The organism is Brevundimonas intermedia (genome assembly GCF_027922165.1).
GTDB classification, from domain to species: Bacteria; Pseudomonadota; Alphaproteobacteria; order Caulobacterales; family Caulobacteraceae; genus Brevundimonas; species Brevundimonas intermedia.
Genome location: NZ_BSFD01000011.1, coordinates 791,000 through 807,438, shown reverse-complemented (window position 1 = coordinate 807,438; position 16,439 = coordinate 791,000). Strand labels below are relative to the sequence as shown.

Sequence of the window (16,439 nt, the reverse complement as noted above, 5' to 3'; positions counted from 1 at the left end):
GCGTCAGCTCTCCTTTTTGAAAGGGGACAGTTCCTCCGTCATTTCCCGTCGCTGTGCCTCCACCGCGGGGCCCTCGCGCCGAAGATAGTCCGCGACCGGTCCTCGCAACGCCGGGTCGGCAATGAAGTGGGCGGAATAGACGGGAGAGGGCAAATAGCCGCGCGCGATCTTGTGCTCGCCTTGCGCCCCCGCCTCGACGCGGGACAGCCCGCGCGCGATGGCGAATTCGATCGCCTGATAATAGCAGAGCTCGAAATGCAGGAACGGCACCTCTTCCAGCGTGCCCCACTGGCGGCCATACAGGGCGTCGCGGCCGATGAAGTTCAGGGCGCCGGCGATGGGCGTCTCATGCCGGAAGGCCATGACCAGGGCGATCCGATCGGCCATCGTCGCGCCGACACGGGTGAAGAAGTCCCGCGTCAGATAGGGGCGACCCCATTTGCGATCGCCCGTGTCCATGTAGAAGGCGAAGAAGGCGTCCCAGTGGGCCTCGGTGATCTCAGCGCCGGTCAGGACGCGGATGTCCAGATCGGCTTGGGCGTCGCGGCGTTCGCGGCGGATCGTCTTGCGGCGGTTGGCCGACAGGGCGGCCAGGAAGTCGTCGAAGGTTTGATAGCCGTCATTGCGCCAGATGAACTGGATGTCCTGGCGCGGCAGCAGGCCGGCCTGGGCCATGTCCGTCCATTCGACCTCGGTTGGGAAGTTGACGTGCAGGGACGACACCCCCAGCCGCTCGACCAAGGTCAGAGCGCCTTGAAGCAGGGCCTGGCGCACGGTGGCGACGTCTGTATCGGGATGGCTAAGGAAACGCGGGCCGGTCGCCGGGGTGAAGGGCACGGCGCCCAGCAGTTTGGGATAGTAGCGTCCGCCGGCGCGCTCATAGGCGTCGGCCCAGCTGTGGTCGAAGACGTATTCGCCCTGGCTGTGGCCCTTCAGATAGAGGGGCATGACGCCCAGGACGCCGTTGTCCTCGTCCCTCAAAGCCAGATGACGCGGCGCCCAGCCTTCCTGCGGCGCGGCGCTGCCCGAGGCTTCGCAGGCGTGCAGAAAATCGTAGGAGACGAAGGGATCGCCGGTGGGACGCGCGCAGGCGTCCCAGGCCTCGCGGCCGATATCGGCGATCCCGTCGTGGACCGAAAGGGTGAAGGTCAACGGATCTCCACGATGGCGTCGATCTCCACGGCAAAACCGAGGGGCAGTTTGTAGACGCCGACGGCCGAGCGGGCGTGGCGGCCGGCGTCGCCGAACACCTCGACCATCAGGTCCGAACAGCCGTTGATGACGGCGGGAATAGCTTCAAAGTCCGGGCCAGCCTGAACGAAGCCGCCCAGTTTCACGATGCGAACGACCCGCTCCAGGTCGCCGTCGCAGGCGGCCTTGATCTGGGCTAGCAGGTTGACGCCGCACAGGCGAGCGGCGGCGTTGGCCTGTTCCGGCGTCACGTCCACGCCGACCGTGCCCTTGACGCCGCCAGAGGCGTCGTTCGACAGCTGGCCCGAGATATGGACTACGCCGCCCGTCTGAACGAAGGGCACATAGTTGGCCACCGCCTTGGCGGGTTCCGGCAGAGTGATGCCGAGTTCGGCGATGCGGGCTTCGATGGTCATTGGGGCTCCTTGATCTGGTCGGCGGTTTAGCGCGGCGCAAGGGCGGCGTCACCCGTTTGGCGTCTTAAGCCTTCGCCAATCGGGGCGTGGCATAACAGCGGCCATGGATCTGCACCTGACCCCCGATGTTGCCGCCTTTCAGGCCGTGCTGGCGCGCCTTTCCTCCGAGGACTGGGCGCGTATCGACTCCGCTAGTCAGACAGCCGCAGCCAAGGCCGCAGAGGCCGCGCCGCACTGGGATTTCGAGATGCCGGCCAAGGCGGTGGACGCCGTTCTGGGCGCAGGCGTCTCGGACGAGGTCCGGCGTGGTCTGATCGCCTCCTGGGCCTTGCAGTTGCCAGATCGGGTCGCAGCCATGGCGCTGCCGGCCGAGGTCTTGGCCCTCTATCCCTATTGGATCGAACAGCTTGCCGCCTTCCTGACCAAGGCCGAGGGCGACTACGTGTTTGATCACTGGGCTAAGGATGTTCGATTTACTCTGGGGCTCAGCGTTCCGGCGGCCAAGAGTCAGGTCATCGACCTGAGTTCGCCGGTCGGCCCTGGGCAAATAATCAAACATGTGCGCGACGGTTGGGGCTTCGGTCCCCTGTTCCGCTATCTGGCGGCGGGCGCCAAGCGCGAACCGTGGCTGGAGGTCCATACCGAGAGCCGCTGGCTGCGCGGCTTTAACGAGGACGGTTGGAACGAGGCCTGGGCGACGGCGGCGGAACTCTGCCGGACGCGGCCAGAACTGGCGGGAATGATCGGCTCCAGCTGGTTCTATGATCCGCCCCTGACCGAGATCAGTCCGCGCCTGGCCCACCTGAGGCTCAACCCGCTGAAGGGCGGCGCCTTTATGGTTCATCAGGGACCGGGCGAGATCCACACGGAGCGGGCGGGAACGGCCTCGGCGTCGCGAAAAGCGTTGATCGACAGCGGCGACTACACCGCGCGGTCGTGGCTGATGGTTTGGCCGAGGAAAGAACTGATCGCCTGGGCGGATAGCAGGAAAATGGGAGAGGCTGGATGACAGCGGGGGCCTAATACGCCGCCATTCCCCACGCCTCGGCGACGGGCAGTATGTCTAGATCAGCGGCCTTGGCCAAACGGATCAGGCGGTCGATGTCTTCGGGGCGGCAGCCGTAGGGTGTGGGGGCGTCGCTGACGTCGTGGCCGTAAGCGATCAGCCAGCCCTTTGACGCCGCCGTGTTCGCGACCAGTTGCTCCAGATGATAGCCGGGCAGGCGCCGGCTCTCAAGGCCGATGGCCTGCAACAGGTTGCGATCTGCACGGCCGGCGTTGACCCCGTCGCGCACGCCACGTCCGCACAGGAAACGGCGGTCGATGATGGCCTTTGAGCCCAGGGCGCAGTCGCCGAACGGATAGGCGAAGCTGAGCATCTGATAGTCGTCTAGCCGTTCCGATACCCAGGCGGCGTTGCGGGCTAGGCTGGCGTCCAGTTCGGCGGGCGACAGGGTCAGGGTCGAGACATGTTCATAGGTATGGCAGCCGACCTCGTGCCCGGCCTCGTGCAGGGCTTGCAGATGTTCGGTCTCGAACTGGGGCAGGTCCAGATTTCGGCCGCCCTCCAGGCCGCCGCAGACATAATAGGTGGCCTTGACGCCGTGCTGCGCCAGCACCGGCCCGGCTTCCAGCCAGGCGGAGGCGGGGATGTCGTCGAACGACAGGCTCAGCACGCCTCGCGCGGGCTGGATCGTCGCGGGGCGGACGTCCAGATAGCGGCCGGCGCGGCGGCGCATCTTGTCGATGAAGGCGTTCATGCCGCCCTTATGGCCGAATGGACTTAAGGTCGGGTTTCACACGACTACGGGTCGGGCGGTCTGGCCGCGCTCGCCAAATACGCGGCGATAGCGCGCGATCTCGGCCGGGTCGCCGACAGCCTTTTCCGGATTGTCCGATAGTTTGACCGCCGGCCGGCCGCCGGCCTCGATGACCTTGCAGACCAGGGAGATGGGCTCCAGTTCCGGTGCGTACGCGGGCGAACAGTCACGGAAGTCGTTGGTCAGATTGGTGCCCCAGCCGAAGCTGAGGCGGGCGCGGCCGTGGAATTGGGTGTGGGCGGCTTCGATTCCGTCGATGTCCATGCCGTCGGAAAAGATCAGCAGCTTCTCCTTGGGGTCACGCCCGCGCGCCCGCCACCAGTCTATCAACCGTTCGCCCGCAGCGATGGGCGGGGCCGAGTCGGGACGGAAGCCGGTCCAGTCGGCGACCCAATCCGGCGCCTGATCCAGAAAGGCCTCGGTGCCGAAGGCGTCGGGCAGGACGACCAGCAGGTTGCCGCCGTAGTGTCTGCGCCACTCGTCCAGCACCGCATAGGGCGTCTGGGCCAGGGCCGCGTCATCGGGCGCCAGGGCGGCCATGACCATCGGCAGTTCGTGGCCGTTGGTGCCGATGGCCTCTAGGTCGTTCTCCATGGCGTGGAGCACGTTGGACGTGCCGATGAAGGACCGGCCCAGGCCTTCCTTCAGCGCCTGGATGCACCAGCGCTGCCACAGGAAGCCGTGGCGGCGGCGGGTGCCGAAGTCGGACAGGGCGAGATCGGGCAGGGCGCGCAGCCGCTCCACCTTGGACCACAGCCGGGTCTTGGCCCGGGCATAGAGGATATCGATCTCGAACCGCCCAAGGCGACGTAGTCCGACCCGGCATCGCAACTCGTTCAGGATCGCCAGAGCCGGGATCTCCCACAGCGTCACCTCGGCCCAGGCCCCGGAGAAGGTCAGGACATACTGGCCGTCCTGGACCGACAGGTCGTAGTCGGGCAGGCGGTAGTCGGTCAGCCAGGCGATGAAGTCGGGCGAGAAGATCTGTTTGACGCCATAGAAGCTGTTGCCCGCCAGCCAGACCAGCTCCTTGTTGGTGAAGCGCAGTGTGCGGGCGTGATGCAGCTGGTCGCGCAGGACTGCGATGTCGATCTCATCGGCGAGGCGGACGGACTTGGTGCGGTTGATGACTTGGAAGACCACCGGCGTATCGCGATGTTCGCGCCAGATCATCTGCAGCATCAGCAGCTTGTAGAAGTCGGTGTCCAGCAGGCTGCGGACGATGGGGTCCAGGCGGAAGCCGTGGTCGAAGGCGCGTTTGGCGAGGTCCATGCCGCTTCCTAGGGCTTCAGTGCGCGTCCCGCCACCACGGCGTCCTTGCCGAACTTCTCACGCAGCTTGTCGATGGCGCGTTCGGTCTTCAAAGTGCGGGTCTCGGTGGTCTGGAACAGGCTGGCGGGGGCGTCTTCGGCGTCCTGGATGTCGGCCATGCCGATGCCGATCAGTCGATACGGCGGACCCAGTTCAGGTTTCAACAGGTCGCGGCCCGCGGCGAACAGGGCGCGTGCGGTCTGGACCGGGTCAGGCAGGCTGATGCGGCGGGTCACAATCTTGAAGTCTGTGCGGCGCAGTTTCAGCACCAGGACGCGGCTGGAGACGCCGTCGCGGCGGGCCTTGGACGCCAGTTTCTCGCACAGGGGCCACAGCTCGGCCTCCAGCGCCTCGGCCGTGATCAGGTCTTCATTGAAGGTGGTCTCGGCGCTCATGCCCTTGCGGTCCCGATCCGGGTTCACGGCGCGGGCGTCGCGGGCATGGGACAGGTCGTGGAGGCGCAGGCCGGATTCGCCATAGCGTTTGACCAGATCGCGGACGTCGGCGTGGGCCAGGTCGCCGATGGTGGCGTAGCCGTCGCTGCGCAGGGCCTTGCCGAACACCGGCCCGACGCCAGGTAGGGCGGTGACGGGACGAGGCGCTAGTAAGGCTTGGGCATTGGCGACGCCGACGACCGAAAAGCCGCGCGGTTTGTCCATCTCCGAGGCCATCTTGGCCAAGAAGCGGTTGGGGGCCAGTCCGATGGAGACGGTCAGGCCGGTCTCTTCCTCGATCTGCTTCTGGAAACGGATCAACTGGAAAGCCGGCGGGCCGCCGTTCAGCCGGTCGGTGCCCGCCAGATCGACCCAGGCCTCGTCGAGCGATAGAGGCTGTATCAGAGGTGTCAGTCGGGCGAGGGCGCCCAGGATACGTTCCGATTCGAAGACATATTTGGCGAAGTCTGGCTTGATCACCACGGCATCGGGACAGGCCTTCAACGCCTTGAACATGGGCATGGCGCTGCCGACGCCGTACTGGCGTGCGACATAGCAGGCGGTGGAGACCACGCCCCGCTTGCCGCCGCCGACGATGACGGGTTTGTCGCGTAGCTCCGGCCGGTCACGTTTCTCCACGGAGGCGTAGAAGGCGTCGCAGTCCATGTGGGCGATCGAAAGCTGATCCAGTTCCGCGTCCGCAACGATGCGGCGTGACCCGCACGACGGACAACGTCGTCCAGGCGGCCCGGCGGGATCGTCGCCGGTCCACAGGCAATCGCGACAGACGGCCTTTATGGCCACGCTTAAGGTCTCCGTAACCTTGGCTTCACCCCAACTTAAGACTGGGACGGGCAGTATCGTACACAACGAGGCGTCGCCAATTCGCAGGCGACGCAGGTCAGGTGACGATGTCCAAAAAAGTCCTCATCGTCGAGGATAACGAGCTGAACATGAAGCTTTTTCATGATCTGCTCGATTCCCAGGGCTATGAAACCTTGCAGACCCGAGAGGGCCTGCAGGCGTTGGCCCTGGCGCGCGCCCATCATCCGGACTTGATCCTGATGGATATCCAGCTGCCCGAAATCTCGGGTCTCGAAGTCACCAAATGGCTGAAGGACGACGAGGAGCTGAACCATATCCCCGTCATCGCCGTGACAGCGTTCGCCATGAAGGGCGATGAGGAGCGCATCCGCCAGGGTGGGTGCGAGGCCTATATCTCAAAGCCGATCTCGGTGATGCACTTTCTCGACACCATAAGGCAGCATCTGGGATGAGTGCGCGGATCCTGGTGGTCGACGATGTGGACGTGAATGTTCGTCTGCTCGAAGCCAAGCTGACCATCGAATATTACGACGTCCTGACCTGCAACAGCGGGGCGGCTGCGCTGGAGCTGGCGGCTGAGCATCAGCCGGACCTGATTTTGCTCGATGTCATGATGCCCGGCATGGATGGGTTCGAGACCTGTCGCCTGCTTAAGGCGCGGGCTGAGACGCGGCATATACCGGTGGTGCTGGTTACGGCGTTGGACGGTCGTGAGGACCGGATTCGCGGCCTTGAAGCGGGGGCCGACGACTTTCTGACCAAGCCCATCGACGATGTCGTCCTGTTCGCGCGCGTCAAGTCGCTGACGCGGCTGAAGCAGGTGATGGACGAACTGCGCGAGCGCGAGGAAAGCAGCCGGCGTATGGGTGTGGAAGGCGAGGGCGCCGCGCGGCTGCGTAGCGAAGGCGGGCGTGTCCTTATAGTCGACGACAACGCCGCCCAGGCTGAAAAGATTGCAGCAGAACTGGGGCGTGAGCATCGCGTCGCCATCGAGACCGATCCCGAAGCCGCGATGGCCGCCGCCAAGGGGCCGCTGGATCTGATCATCGTCAATGTGGCGGCCGAGAGTTTTGACGGTCTAAGGGTCGTGGCCCTGGCTAAGTCGGGCGACGCGCGTCGCGCGCCGATCCTGGCCATCGTCGAGCCGAGCGAGCGACCGCGCATGGTCAAGGCGCTGGAGCTGGGCGCCACCGACATCCTGCCACGTCCCGTAGATCCCGAAGAACTGTCGGCGCGGGTCCGCACCCAGATTCGTCGCAAGCGCTACACCGATTTTCTGCGCCAGAAGCTGGACAGCAGTTTGGAGATGGCTGTCACCGACGCCCTGACCGGTCTGCACAATCGGCGCTACATGACCGGGCAGTTGCAGGCTCTGGTGGGGCGCGCTGCGCACGGTGGTGCTCCGGTGGCTGTGCTGGTGCTCGACATTGACCACTTCAAGTCGGTCAACGACGGCTTCGGCCACGACGCCGGGGACGAGGTGCTGGCCGAGTTCGCTGTGCGTCTGGCCACAAATGTGCGCGCCGTCGATCTGCCGTGCCGCATGGGCGGCGAAGAGTTTGTGGTGGTCATGCCGGGCGCCAGTTTGGACGACGCGCAGATGGTGGCGGAGCGAATCCGTCGCGACATCGCCTCCGCCCCCTTCCGGGTGATGGGCGGCAAGGAGCAACTGACGATCACCATTTCGATCGGGGTTGCGGCGACGACGGGCGACGGCGATACGCCTGAAGGCCTGCTGAAGCGTGCCGATGAGGGCGTTTACGAGGCCAAGGCCAGCGGTCGGAACAAGGTCATCACCAAGGCCGCCTGAACGTCGACCAGGCGCCAGACAAACGAAAACGCCCGGCTGGGACCAGCCGGGCGTTTCGCGTATCTCAGCTGACCAAGGGCTTACTTGATCTTGCCTTCCTTGAAATCGACGTGCTTGCGCACGACCGGGTCGTACTTCTTGACGACCATTTTCTCGGTCATGGTGCGGGCGTTCTTCTTGGTGACGTAGAAGAAGCCGGTGTCGGCCGTGGAGTTCAGGCGGATCTTGATGGAAGCCGGTTTGGCCATCGGAATTACCTCTGCGACGGCGAAAGCCGCTTAAAATAAGAGGCGCGGAACATACTCTGGATCGCCCCAAAGTCAACGGGCGCGATGTCACCTTGATGCGGTGCGGCTCACATATAATCTGAGCGTATGAAAATCGCATCCTTGCTGGCCGCAGCGGCCCTGATTTCCCTGTCGTCCGTCGGCGTCGCAGATGCGGCCCCCGCTCCGGCCCAGAACGATTTCCTGGCGCGGCTGAACGCCCTGTGTGGCCAGAGATTCGAAGGTCGAGTGGTCACGACCGACGCCGCCGACGCCAAGTTCGCCAGCGAACGGCTGATCATGCACGTCCGCGACTGTTCGCCGGACGAGGTGCGGATCCCGTTCGCGGTGGGCGAGGACCGGTCGCGGACCTGGGTGGTGACGAGGACGGACTCGGGTCTGCGGTTGAAGCATGATCACCGGCACGAGGACGGCACGACCGACGTGCTGCACTGGTATGGCGGCGATACGGCGAACCCCGGCACTGACGAACGACAGGAATTCCCGGTCGACGGCGAATCGATCGCCTTGTTCAACGCCAACGATGCGGGGGTCTCGACCACCAATGTCTGGGCGATGGAGGTCCATCCGGATCGAATGTTCGCCTATGAGCTGCGGCGGTCGAACCGGCATTTCCGCGTCGAGTTCGACCTGACAAAGCCGGTCGCCGAATAGGTCAGACGGCGCGCCAGGGCTGGAGCGGTCGCACGGTGGCGCAGGCGGGGCCGCCGTCGCGGGCGCGGCCGGGTAGGGCGACTTCCAGCACGCGCCCTTCGCGCGCCAAGCCAAGAAGGTCGGCGGGAATGTCGTGAACGTCGATCTTGGCGCGACGGCTCCATTCGCTGTGCTGTCCGGCCGATGTGCCGATGGCGATATAGACGAAACGTCGCGACGGTCCTTCGCGTCGCACGAAAGGGCCGGTCAGCCGCCCGTCGTCGGACAGGGTGACGGGGACGTCGAAACTGATCGGACCATCGCCGGCGACACGGGGATCGACCGGCGTGTTGGCCTTGTCCTGCAGGCTGTAGGCGACGCCTGGGACCGGGTCGGCGGTGGTCAGGCGCAGGGTGATGGCGCTGGGCATGGTCAGTCCCTGTGATCGACGACGTGGCGGCCGCGGACCATGCGCACGAAGGGCAACGGGCGATCTGGGCGTTCAAACCGCTCGGCCAGTTCTCCCAGGACGAAGCGGGTGATGGCGGGCAGATCAAGGGCGCGAGCGTCTTCCAGCGGCAGCCAGGCGATCTCGTCCAGTTCACCCGAGCCGGCGGTCGGTTCGGGCGTCAGCAGTGCCTCCGCCGGCGCCATGAAGAAGCGGGCGTCGAACCGCCGCGTGCGGCCGGGCGGGGTGATGGCGCGGGCGATGTAGGACAGGGCCGACAGATCGGGCAGGGCGCCAGCCTGTCGATACTCGCGCCAAGGCCCGGCTGTGTTGGCGGGCGGCGCGGGGCGGCCCAGGATCAAACCGGTCTCCTCGAAGGTTTCGCGCACCGCCGTCAGGGCCAGGGCGCGGGCGCGGTGGGCGGGAACCTCGGCCTCCAGCCGCCGTGCGACGTCGGACGTCAAATCGCCCGTTGAGGCGGCGGTGAAATCCGCCCGGTCGATCCGCCCGCCCGGGAACACCCATTTCGACGCCATGAAGACATGCCCTGGCGCGCGTCTTCCCATCAGCACCTCAGGCCGCGACCCGCCCCGTGTCACGATCAATGTCGCCGCGTCCTTGGGCCGTTGGGCGCCGCCGACGCGGGGAGCGTCGGCGAGGTCTTGGGCGGCGTCGAAGGGGGGATCCTTCATTCCGCTCATCCCGCGGTCATTTCCGCTTGCCCTTGCGCACACCCTTCAGCCCGCCCGCCGGCTTGGAGCCGTTGCGAGGCTTGGGACCGCCCGGCCGGCCCTTGCCGCGCATGGGCGGGCCGTCGCCGCCGCGCCCGCGAATGCCATAGCGCGGGGCCGGGGCGTTGGGATCGCGGGGCTCCGGTTCGCTGAGCATTTCGAACACCAGGCCGCCGGTGACCGGGGTGGCCTCCATCAGCTTGACCTCGACCTTGCGGCCCAGGGTGAACCGCTTGCCGGTGCGTTCGCCGACCAGGGCGTGGGCGCGGTCGTCGTGGCTGAAATATTCGCTGCCCAGGGTCGAGACGGGGACCAAGCCGTCAGCGCCCGTCTCGTCCAGCCGGATGAACAGGCCGAAGCGGGTGACGCCGGTGATCCGTCCGGTGAAGGTCGCGCCGACGCGGTCTTCAAGGAAGGCCGCGATATAGCGGTCCATGGCGTCCCGCTCGGCGGCCATGGACCGGCGCTCGGTCATGGTGACGCCCTCGGCGATGGCCGGCAGTTCGGCGATCTCGCGATCCGTCAGCCCGTCCTTGCCGAGGCCCAGAGCCCGGATCAGGCCGCGGTGGACGATCAGGTCGGAATAGCGCCGGATCGGCGAGGTGAAGTGGGCGTAGCGATCCAGGTTCAGGCCGAAGTGGCCGACATTGTCCGGCGAATAGATGGCCTGCATCTGGGTGCGCAGGACCACCTCATTGACCACATCGGCGTATTCGCCGTCGCGCGTCTCGTCCAACAGCTTGTTGAACCGCTTGGTCGTGCCCGGCTCGCCCTTGTTCCACGGCTTGCCGATGGTCGAGAGGAAGTCGGCCAGGTTGAAGATCTTCTCCTGGCTGGGGGCGTCGTGGATCCGATAGATCAGCGGCGTTTTCTTCTGCTCCAGGGTCTCGGCGGCGCAGACGTTGGCCTGGATCATCATCTCCTCGATCAGCCGGTGCGCCTCCAGCGAGGCGCGCTTCTCGATCGAGGCGATGCCGCCATCTGGAGCCATGCGGATGCGGCGTTCAGCGGATTCGATCTGCAAAGGACTGCGCTTCAGCCGGCCCTTCAGCATGGCGTGATAGGCGTTCCACAGCGGATAGAGGATCGCCTCCATGATCGGGCCGGTAGCGTCGTCGATCTGGCCGTCAATGGCGGACTGGGCCTGTTCGTAGCTGAGCTTGGCGTGAGACCGCATCAGGCCGCGCATGAACTTGTGGCCGGTCTTGCGGCCGTCCTTGTCGAACACCATCCGCACGGCCAGGCAGGCGCGGTTCTCGCCCTCCTTCAAGCTGCACAGGCCGTTCGACAGAACTTCCGGCAGCATCGGCTCGACGCGGTCGGGGAAATAGGTCGAGTTGCCCTTGTCGCGGGCCTCGCGGTCCAGATGGGTTCCGGGCCGGACGTAGGCGGCGACGTCGGCGATGGCGACCCAGACGATCCAGCCGTTCGGGTTCTTCGGATCCTCGTCACGGGCCGCATAGACGGCGTCGTCGTGATCGCGCGCATCGGCGGGGTCGATGGTGATGAAGGGGACCTCGCGCAGGTCCTCGCGCCCCTTCAGTGTCGGCAGGGCCTGATCCTCGGCCTCGCGCTCGACGGCTTCGGAGAAGCCGGTCGGGACGCCGTGGGCGTGGATGGCGATCAGGGAGGCGGCGCGGGGATCGTCCTCCTTGCCAATGTGCTCGAGGATCTTGCCGCGCTTGGGCCCATAGCGCTGCTCGCCCTTTTCGATGGCGGCCAGGACCAGGTCGCCGTCGCGCAGATCGCCGGACTGGGCCTGGGGCACCAGCAGCACGTCCTTGGAGCGGCGATCGACCGGCTCGACGCGGGTCTCGCGCGCCGACTTGCGGATCACGCCCAGGACGCGGTTCGTGCCGACGTCCAGTTTCTTGATCAGCCGGGCTTCCCAACCCTCGCCGCCACGCTGGAACTTGACCAGCAGCCGGTCGCCCAGGCCGGGCGCGGGGCCGGGCTTGCCCTTGTCTGGCATTAGTAGAGCACGGGGGGCGTCGGCGCTGGCCTCGACCAGGCGAACGTAAAGTTCGCCGTCGCCGTCGCGTTCGATCACATCGGCCACGCCGACGGGGGGCAGGGCGCCGGCTTCGGCGAAGCCCTTACGACCGCGCTTGCCCAGTTTTCCTTCTTCTTCGAGTTCGCGGATCATTTCGCGCAAGGCCCGGCGGTCGCCGCCCTTCAGCCCGAAGTGGCGCGCGATGTCGGTCTTCTCGGCCGAGCCGGCCTCGCGCAGGAAGGCGAGGAGGGTGTCTTTGTCGGGCAGGCCGGCGGGCGGACGTTGGGTGGGTTTGGTCATTTCGTCTTTCAGACTGCCGAACTCTCGGCAGGATTCATACAGGGCAGGCCGACGGCTTGGGCGGCGGCGGCTAGATTGTTGTCGAGCGTGATCAGCCGGGCGTCGATGCGTCGGCAGATCGCGATGTGGAGCGCGTCGGGCGCGCGGAGTTTCAGGTCGAACTGGCGCACGAGGGCGGTCGCCTCGCGCACGTCGGTCGGATGGATGTCGATGAGGTCGCCAGAGGCGTTGACCCAGTCGTCGAGATTGCCCAGCAGATGATCGCCCTGATCAGCTGTGCGCGCCCGCATTCGGACCAGGCGAGAGATGGCTGAAGAGACCTCTGCCACGACGAAGTCGCTTACCAGGAGGTCGGCCTCTGTGGCTGTGGTGTGATCAACGACCGATTGGCCGGCCGGTTCGCTGAACAGGATCGCCGCCAGGGCGCTGGCGTCGAAATAGTCGATCATTCGACGGGCTCGTCATACATCCCGTTGATCAATTCGACCGTGGTCATGCCCAGGGGGGGCTGGGACAGGCGACGGTTGGCGATCTCCAGCAGCCTGGCCTTACGCTGTTCCGGCGTCAGGCTCGGCAGAGAGCGGATTTCGGCGACGGGTTTGCCGTGGCGGGTGATGATCACCTTCTCGCCCTCGATGGCCTTATCGAGGAGGCGCGGCAGGCTGTTCTTGGCTTCGGCGACGCTATAGGCGGCCATTATGTCTCTCCAAATATGGCCATAAATATAGCCATTCTGCCGTGATCCCGCCAGTCATGCCCTTTAGAGGGATCGGGAACTGTTCACCGCGGTCAAATCTTGCGTGAGTTGACCGAGTGAAGGCGGGGCTTCAGCTTCCGCCAGATCCTCAACGGAGTCGTCCATGACCCTTTCCGCACCCGCCCTGAGCGCGACCGTGAAGTCGCCGCTGGATCTGATCGGCAAGACGCCGATGGTGGAGGTGACGAAGATCGACACCGGCAAGTGTCGGCTGCTGTTGAAGCTGGAGTCCCAGAATCCCGGCGGCTCGATCAAGGATCGGATCGCCGTCGAGATGCTGGATGCGGCTGAGAAGGAAGGCTGGCTGAAGGAAGGTGGCACCATTGTCGAGGCGACGGCGGGCAATACGGGCCTGGCCCTGACCCTGGTCGGCCGGGCGCGAGGTTATAAAGTGCTGCTGGTCATTCCGGACAAGATGTCGAAGGAAAAGATCCAGCATCTCAGGGCCATGGGCGCCGATGTTCGCCTGACCCGTTCGGATGTGCCGCACGGACACCCGGAATATTACACCGACATGGCCGAGCGCCTGTCCCAGGCCATTCCCGGCGCCTATTACGTCAACCAGTTCGCCAATCACTCGAACGCCGACGCCCATGTGAAGACGACGGGGCCGGAGATCTGGGAGCAGACGGGGGGCGACATCGACGCCTTTGTCGCCGGTATCGGCTCGGGCGGGACGATCACCGGCGTGGCGCGCTACCTCAAGAGCGTCGGCTCGAACGCCGAGATCGTTCTGGCCGATCCGGTCGGATCGACCCTGGCCGGCATCGTCAACGACGGCGTGCCCGGTCCGGACGGCAGCTATACAGTCGAGGGCATCGGCCAGAACTTCGTGCCCGATACGGCGGACATGAGCCTGATCGACAAGGCCTATTCGATCCCGGACGCGGAGGCGATCGCCACGGCGCGCGAACTGCTGCTGAAGGAAGGCATCCTGGCGGGGTCGTCCTCGGGCACCCTGATCGCCTCAGCCCTGCGCTGGTGCCGCGAACAGACGGAAGCCAAGACCTGCGTCACCTTCGTCTGTGACACCGGGGCCAAGTACCTGTCCAAGGTCTATAACGACGCCTGGCTGGCGGATCAGGGCCTGGGCGAGCGCGAGCTGCACGGCGACCTCTCGGACCTGATCAACCGCAAATACGAGAAGGGCGACGTGGTCGTGGCTGGGCCGGGCGACACTCTGGACACCGCCTTCAAGCGGATGAAGGGCGCTGACGTGTCCCAGTTGCCGATCATAGAGGATGGTCGTCTGGTCGGCATCCTGGACGAGAGCGATCTGATCCAGGTGATGAACACCGACGAGATCACCCGCAAGGAACGGTTCGCCAAGCCCGTCGCCGACGCCATGACGCGCGATCTGGACACGCTTCAGGTCAAGGAGCCGCTGGACGCCCTGATTCCTGTGTTCGACCGCGACCGCGTGGCCATCGTGCTGGACGGCGAGCGGTTCGTGGGCCTGATCACCCGCACCGACCTGATCAACCACCTCAGCCTGAACCGGTAATCCCATGGCCGACACCAAGAACAGCCAGGGTTTCTCGACCCGCGCCATCCATGCGGGCCAGCATCCTGACCCGACGACCGGGGCGGTGATGACGCCGATCTACGCCACATCGACCTACGCCCAGGAAAGCCCGGGCGTGAACAAGGGCTATGAGTATGCGCGGGGCAAGAACCCGACGCGCGAGGCGTTCGAGGCCTGTATCGCCGACCTGGAGGGCGGCACGCATGGGTTCGGCTTCGGCTCGGGCATGGCGGCGACCTCGACGGCGCTGGAGCTGCTGGACGCGGGCGATCACATCGTCACCGGCGACGACCTGTACGGCGGCTCGTGGCGGCTGTTCGAGCGGGTGCGTCGGCGCACCATGGGGCTGGACTTCGCCTATGTGGACCTGAGCGACATCGCCGCGGTCGAGGCGGCGATCACGCCCAAGACCAAGATGCTGTGGGTCGAAACGCCGACCAATCCGCTGATGAAGCTGGCCGATATCGCCGCCCTGTCGAAGGTGGCCAAGGCGCACGGTCTGCTGCTGATCGTGGACAACACCTTCGCCACCCCCTTCTGCCAGCAGCCGCTGAGCCTGGGGGCGGATGTGGTCATGCACTCGGCGACCAAGTATCTGAACGGCCATTCGGACATCATTGGCGGGGTGCTGGTGACGGCGGATCCCGAGCTGGCGACGCGGATCAAGTTCCTGCAGAACTCGGTCGGCGGCATCATGGGGCCGTTCGACGCCTTCCTGGCCAACCGGGGCCTGAAGACCTTGGCCCTGCGGATGAAGGCTCACTGCGAGAACGCCCTGACGGTGGCGCGCTGGCTGGAGACCCGCAAGGGCGTGTCCAAGGTCATCTACCCCGGCCTGATCGCCCATCCGCAGCACGCGTTGGCGGCGCGGCAGATGTACGGCGGCTACGGCGGCATGGTGACGGTGGTGCTGGAGGGCAACCTGGAGCGGACCAAGCGGGTGCTGGAACGGGTGCAGGTCTTTACGCTGGCGGAGTCGCTGGGCGGGGTCGAGAGCCTGGTGAACCACCCGGCGATCATGACCCACGCCAGCGTGCCCAAGGAGGTCCGCGAGGCGGGCGGCGTGACCGACAACCTGATCCGGCTCTCAGTCGGCGTCGAGAACGTCGAGGACCTGATCGCGGATCTGGATCAGGCCCTGGGCTGATCTCAGCTGGAGGGCAGGGCGGTCTGGTGGCCGGTGACGGGCGGCAGCTTCTTCTTGGGGGCGGCGCGCTTCACCGGCGCCTTGGCGGCCTTGGGCAGGGCGGCGCGGCGGGCGACCTCGGCGTCAATGATCGGCAGGATGTCAGCGGCGGCCATCACCTGGGTCGAGGCGCCGGTTTCGGCCAGGCGCGTGGCGTTGGCGCGCAGGCTGTTGAGGTCGGCGTCGGTCATCGCGGGGATTTTGTCGGCGAGGGTCGTCATGGGGCGCGTCCTGATTGAACGGGCTTCAGGGCCGGCGCGCGAGGCGCCAGCCCTTCAGCTGATTGAAGGCGATCTCGACCACGACCTGGTCGCCCAGCCCGGAGACGCCGTTGGGCGAACCGAGCGTGGGCAGAACCGTTACGACGTGACCGTTGTCCAGGCGGACCTTGCGGCCGCCCAGCGGCAGTAGCTTCGTCACCTCGCCGTCGAAGGCGATGGTGTTGAGGCGCGTGTCCTACTCCGCCGCCGTGAGGCGACCGGCGGATTCCTTGCCGGAGCGCTGGTCGCGCTCGATTTCGTAGCCGATCTTCTGGCCTTCGTTCAGCGAGCCGAGGCTCGAGGTTTCGACGGCCGAGGCGTGGACGAAGACGTCCTTGCCGCCATCATCGGGAGCGATGAAGCCGTAGCCTTTGGTGGGGTTGTACCATTTAACAGTGCCGGTAGCCATTTGGAGACCTCCGTCTGGCGTTGACCGCAGGGAGGGATCCCTGGTCGGCCTGTCGGGTCTGAATGGGATCGGCTTTTGGACCTCGGTGCGTGATGCAAAGGGA

The 16,439-nt window shown here is 65.9% G+C and carries 20 protein-coding genes; 6 read left to right on the top strand and 14 right to left on the bottom strand.

Features of this window, described 5'->3' with window-relative positions; translation table 11 throughout:
* Positions 1 to 3 precede the first annotated feature (3 nt).
* A complete protein-coding gene (locus tag PKE72_RS17335) occupies positions 4 to 1,152 on the bottom strand; it encodes a GNAT family N-acetyltransferase (RefSeq protein WP_271166599.1) in 1,149 nt (382 codons plus the stop codon).
* Positions 1,149 to 1,607 carry a RidA family protein gene (locus PKE72_RS17330; RefSeq protein WP_271166598.1) on the bottom strand — a complete coding sequence of 153 codons (459 nt, stop codon included), beginning with the start codon at positions 1,605 to 1,607 and terminating at the stop codon, positions 1,149 to 1,151. Before PKE72_RS17330 ends, PKE72_RS17335 begins: the two co-directional genes overlap by 4 nt.
* Before the next feature lie 103 nt (positions 1,608 to 1,710).
* Here PKE72_RS17330 and PKE72_RS17325 point away from each other — a divergent pair, with 103 nt between their 5' ends.
* Positions 1,711 to 2,616 carry a hypothetical protein gene (locus PKE72_RS17325; RefSeq protein ID WP_271166597.1) on the top strand — a complete coding sequence of 302 codons (906 nt, stop codon included), beginning with the start codon at positions 1,711 to 1,713 and terminating at the stop codon, positions 2,614 to 2,616.
* A 10-nt stretch (positions 2,617 to 2,626) separates the two neighbouring features.
* Here the strand turns inward: PKE72_RS17325 and PKE72_RS17320 are convergent, their stop codons facing one another.
* The 3 genes from PKE72_RS17320 to PKE72_RS17310 are packed head-to-tail and all read right to left on the bottom strand — an operon-like array spanning position 2,627 to position 5,976.
* Complete coding sequence (locus PKE72_RS17320) at positions 2,627 to 3,367, bottom strand: polysaccharide deacetylase family protein (protein WP_271166596.1); 741 nt, start codon at positions 3,365 to 3,367, stop codon at positions 2,627 to 2,629.
* 36 nt (positions 3,368 to 3,403) lie between these two features.
* The gene (locus PKE72_RS17315) at positions 3,404 to 4,699 is read right to left on the bottom strand and encodes a nicotinate phosphoribosyltransferase (RefSeq protein ID WP_271166595.1); all 1,296 of its coding nucleotides are present in this window, start codon (positions 4,697 to 4,699) and stop codon (positions 3,404 to 3,406) included.
* An 8-nt stretch (positions 4,700 to 4,707) separates the two neighbouring features.
* Complete coding sequence (locus tag PKE72_RS17310) at positions 4,708 to 5,976, bottom strand: DNA polymerase IV (protein WP_271166594.1); 1,269 nt, start codon at positions 5,974 to 5,976, stop codon at positions 4,708 to 4,710.
* A gap of 107 nt (positions 5,977 to 6,083) precedes the next feature.
* On the opposite strand from PKE72_RS17310, the gene PKE72_RS17305 reads away from it, so the two are divergent.
* Complete coding sequence (locus PKE72_RS17305; RefSeq protein WP_166622562.1) at positions 6,084 to 6,449, top strand: response regulator; 366 nt, start codon at positions 6,084 to 6,086, stop codon at positions 6,447 to 6,449.
* Positions 6,446 to 7,807 (top strand): PleD family two-component system response regulator, encoded by a 1,362-nt coding sequence (locus tag PKE72_RS17300; RefSeq protein WP_271166593.1) that lies wholly within the window; start codon positions 6,446 to 6,448, stop codon positions 7,805 to 7,807. The genes PKE72_RS17305 and PKE72_RS17300 overlap by 4 nt, the downstream gene beginning before the upstream one ends.
* An 80-nt stretch (positions 7,808 to 7,887) precedes the next feature.
* Here the strand turns inward: PKE72_RS17300 and rpmG are convergent, their stop codons facing one another.
* A complete protein-coding gene (gene rpmG / locus PKE72_RS17295; RefSeq protein WP_008262536.1) occupies positions 7,888 to 8,055 on the bottom strand; it encodes a 50S ribosomal protein L33 in 168 nt (55 codons plus the stop codon).
* A 126-nt stretch (positions 8,056 to 8,181) separates the two neighbouring features.
* Here rpmG and PKE72_RS17290 point away from each other — a divergent pair, with 126 nt between their 5' ends.
* Positions 8,182 to 8,748 (top strand): hypothetical protein, encoded by a 567-nt coding sequence (locus PKE72_RS17290; RefSeq protein ID WP_271166592.1) that lies wholly within the window; start codon positions 8,182 to 8,184, stop codon positions 8,746 to 8,748.
* 1 nt (position 8,749) lies between these two features.
* On the opposite strand, the gene PKE72_RS17285 is transcribed toward PKE72_RS17290, so the two are convergent.
* The 5 genes from PKE72_RS17285 to PKE72_RS17265 are packed head-to-tail and all read right to left on the bottom strand — an operon-like array spanning position 8,750 to position 12,896.
* A complete protein-coding gene (locus PKE72_RS17285; RefSeq protein WP_271166591.1) occupies positions 8,750 to 9,157 on the bottom strand; it encodes a DUF5990 family protein in 408 nt (135 codons plus the stop codon).
* Between the two features lie 2 nt (positions 9,158 to 9,159).
* Positions 9,160 to 9,867: an NUDIX hydrolase gene (locus PKE72_RS17280; protein ID WP_271166590.1), complete on the bottom strand. Its 708-nt coding sequence runs from the start codon at positions 9,865 to 9,867 to the stop codon at positions 9,160 to 9,162.
* A gap of 16 nt (positions 9,868 to 9,883) precedes the next feature.
* Positions 9,884 to 12,199 (bottom strand): ribonuclease R, encoded by a 2,316-nt coding sequence (gene rnr, locus PKE72_RS17275; RefSeq protein WP_271166589.1) that lies wholly within the window; start codon positions 12,197 to 12,199, stop codon positions 9,884 to 9,886.
* Between the two features lie 8 nt (positions 12,200 to 12,207).
* Positions 12,208 to 12,648, bottom strand: coding sequence for a type II toxin-antitoxin system VapC family toxin (locus PKE72_RS17270; RefSeq protein WP_271166588.1), 441 nt, complete (start codon positions 12,646 to 12,648; stop codon positions 12,208 to 12,210).
* Entirely contained in the window at positions 12,645 to 12,896 is a 252-nt protein-coding gene (locus PKE72_RS17265; protein WP_271166587.1) for a type II toxin-antitoxin system Phd/YefM family antitoxin, read from the bottom strand. Before PKE72_RS17265 ends, PKE72_RS17270 begins: the two co-directional genes overlap by 4 nt.
* Positions 12,897 to 13,059: 163 nt before the next feature.
* Here PKE72_RS17265 and PKE72_RS17260 point away from each other — a divergent pair, with 163 nt between their 5' ends.
* Both PKE72_RS17260 and PKE72_RS17255 read left to right on the top strand, forming a co-directional pair.
* Positions 13,060 to 14,460 carry a pyridoxal-phosphate dependent enzyme gene (locus PKE72_RS17260; protein ID WP_271166586.1) on the top strand — a complete coding sequence of 467 codons (1,401 nt, stop codon included), beginning with the start codon at positions 13,060 to 13,062 and terminating at the stop codon, positions 14,458 to 14,460.
* Positions 14,461 to 14,464: 4 nt separating this feature from the next.
* A complete protein-coding gene (locus tag PKE72_RS17255) occupies positions 14,465 to 15,628 on the top strand; it encodes a cystathionine gamma-synthase (RefSeq protein WP_271166585.1) in 1,164 nt (387 codons plus the stop codon).
* 2 nt (positions 15,629 to 15,630) lie between these two features.
* Here the strand turns inward: PKE72_RS17255 and PKE72_RS17250 are convergent, their stop codons facing one another.
* From PKE72_RS17250 to PKE72_RS17240, 3 genes are read right to left on the bottom strand one after another with little or no spacing between them, the layout of a single operon-like run.
* Entirely contained in the window at positions 15,631 to 15,888 is a 258-nt protein-coding gene (locus tag PKE72_RS17250; protein ID WP_271166584.1) for a hypothetical protein, read from the bottom strand.
* A gap of 25 nt (positions 15,889 to 15,913) precedes the next feature.
* Positions 15,914 to 16,087, bottom strand: a complete 174-nt coding sequence (locus PKE72_RS17245) for a hypothetical protein (protein ID WP_267513732.1) — start codon at positions 16,085 to 16,087, stop codon at positions 15,914 to 15,916.
* Positions 16,088 to 16,123: 36 nt separating this feature from the next.
* Positions 16,124 to 16,336, bottom strand: coding sequence for a cold-shock protein (locus PKE72_RS17240; protein ID WP_267513731.1), 213 nt, complete (start codon positions 16,334 to 16,336; stop codon positions 16,124 to 16,126).
* Positions 16,337 to 16,439 lie beyond the last annotated feature (103 nt).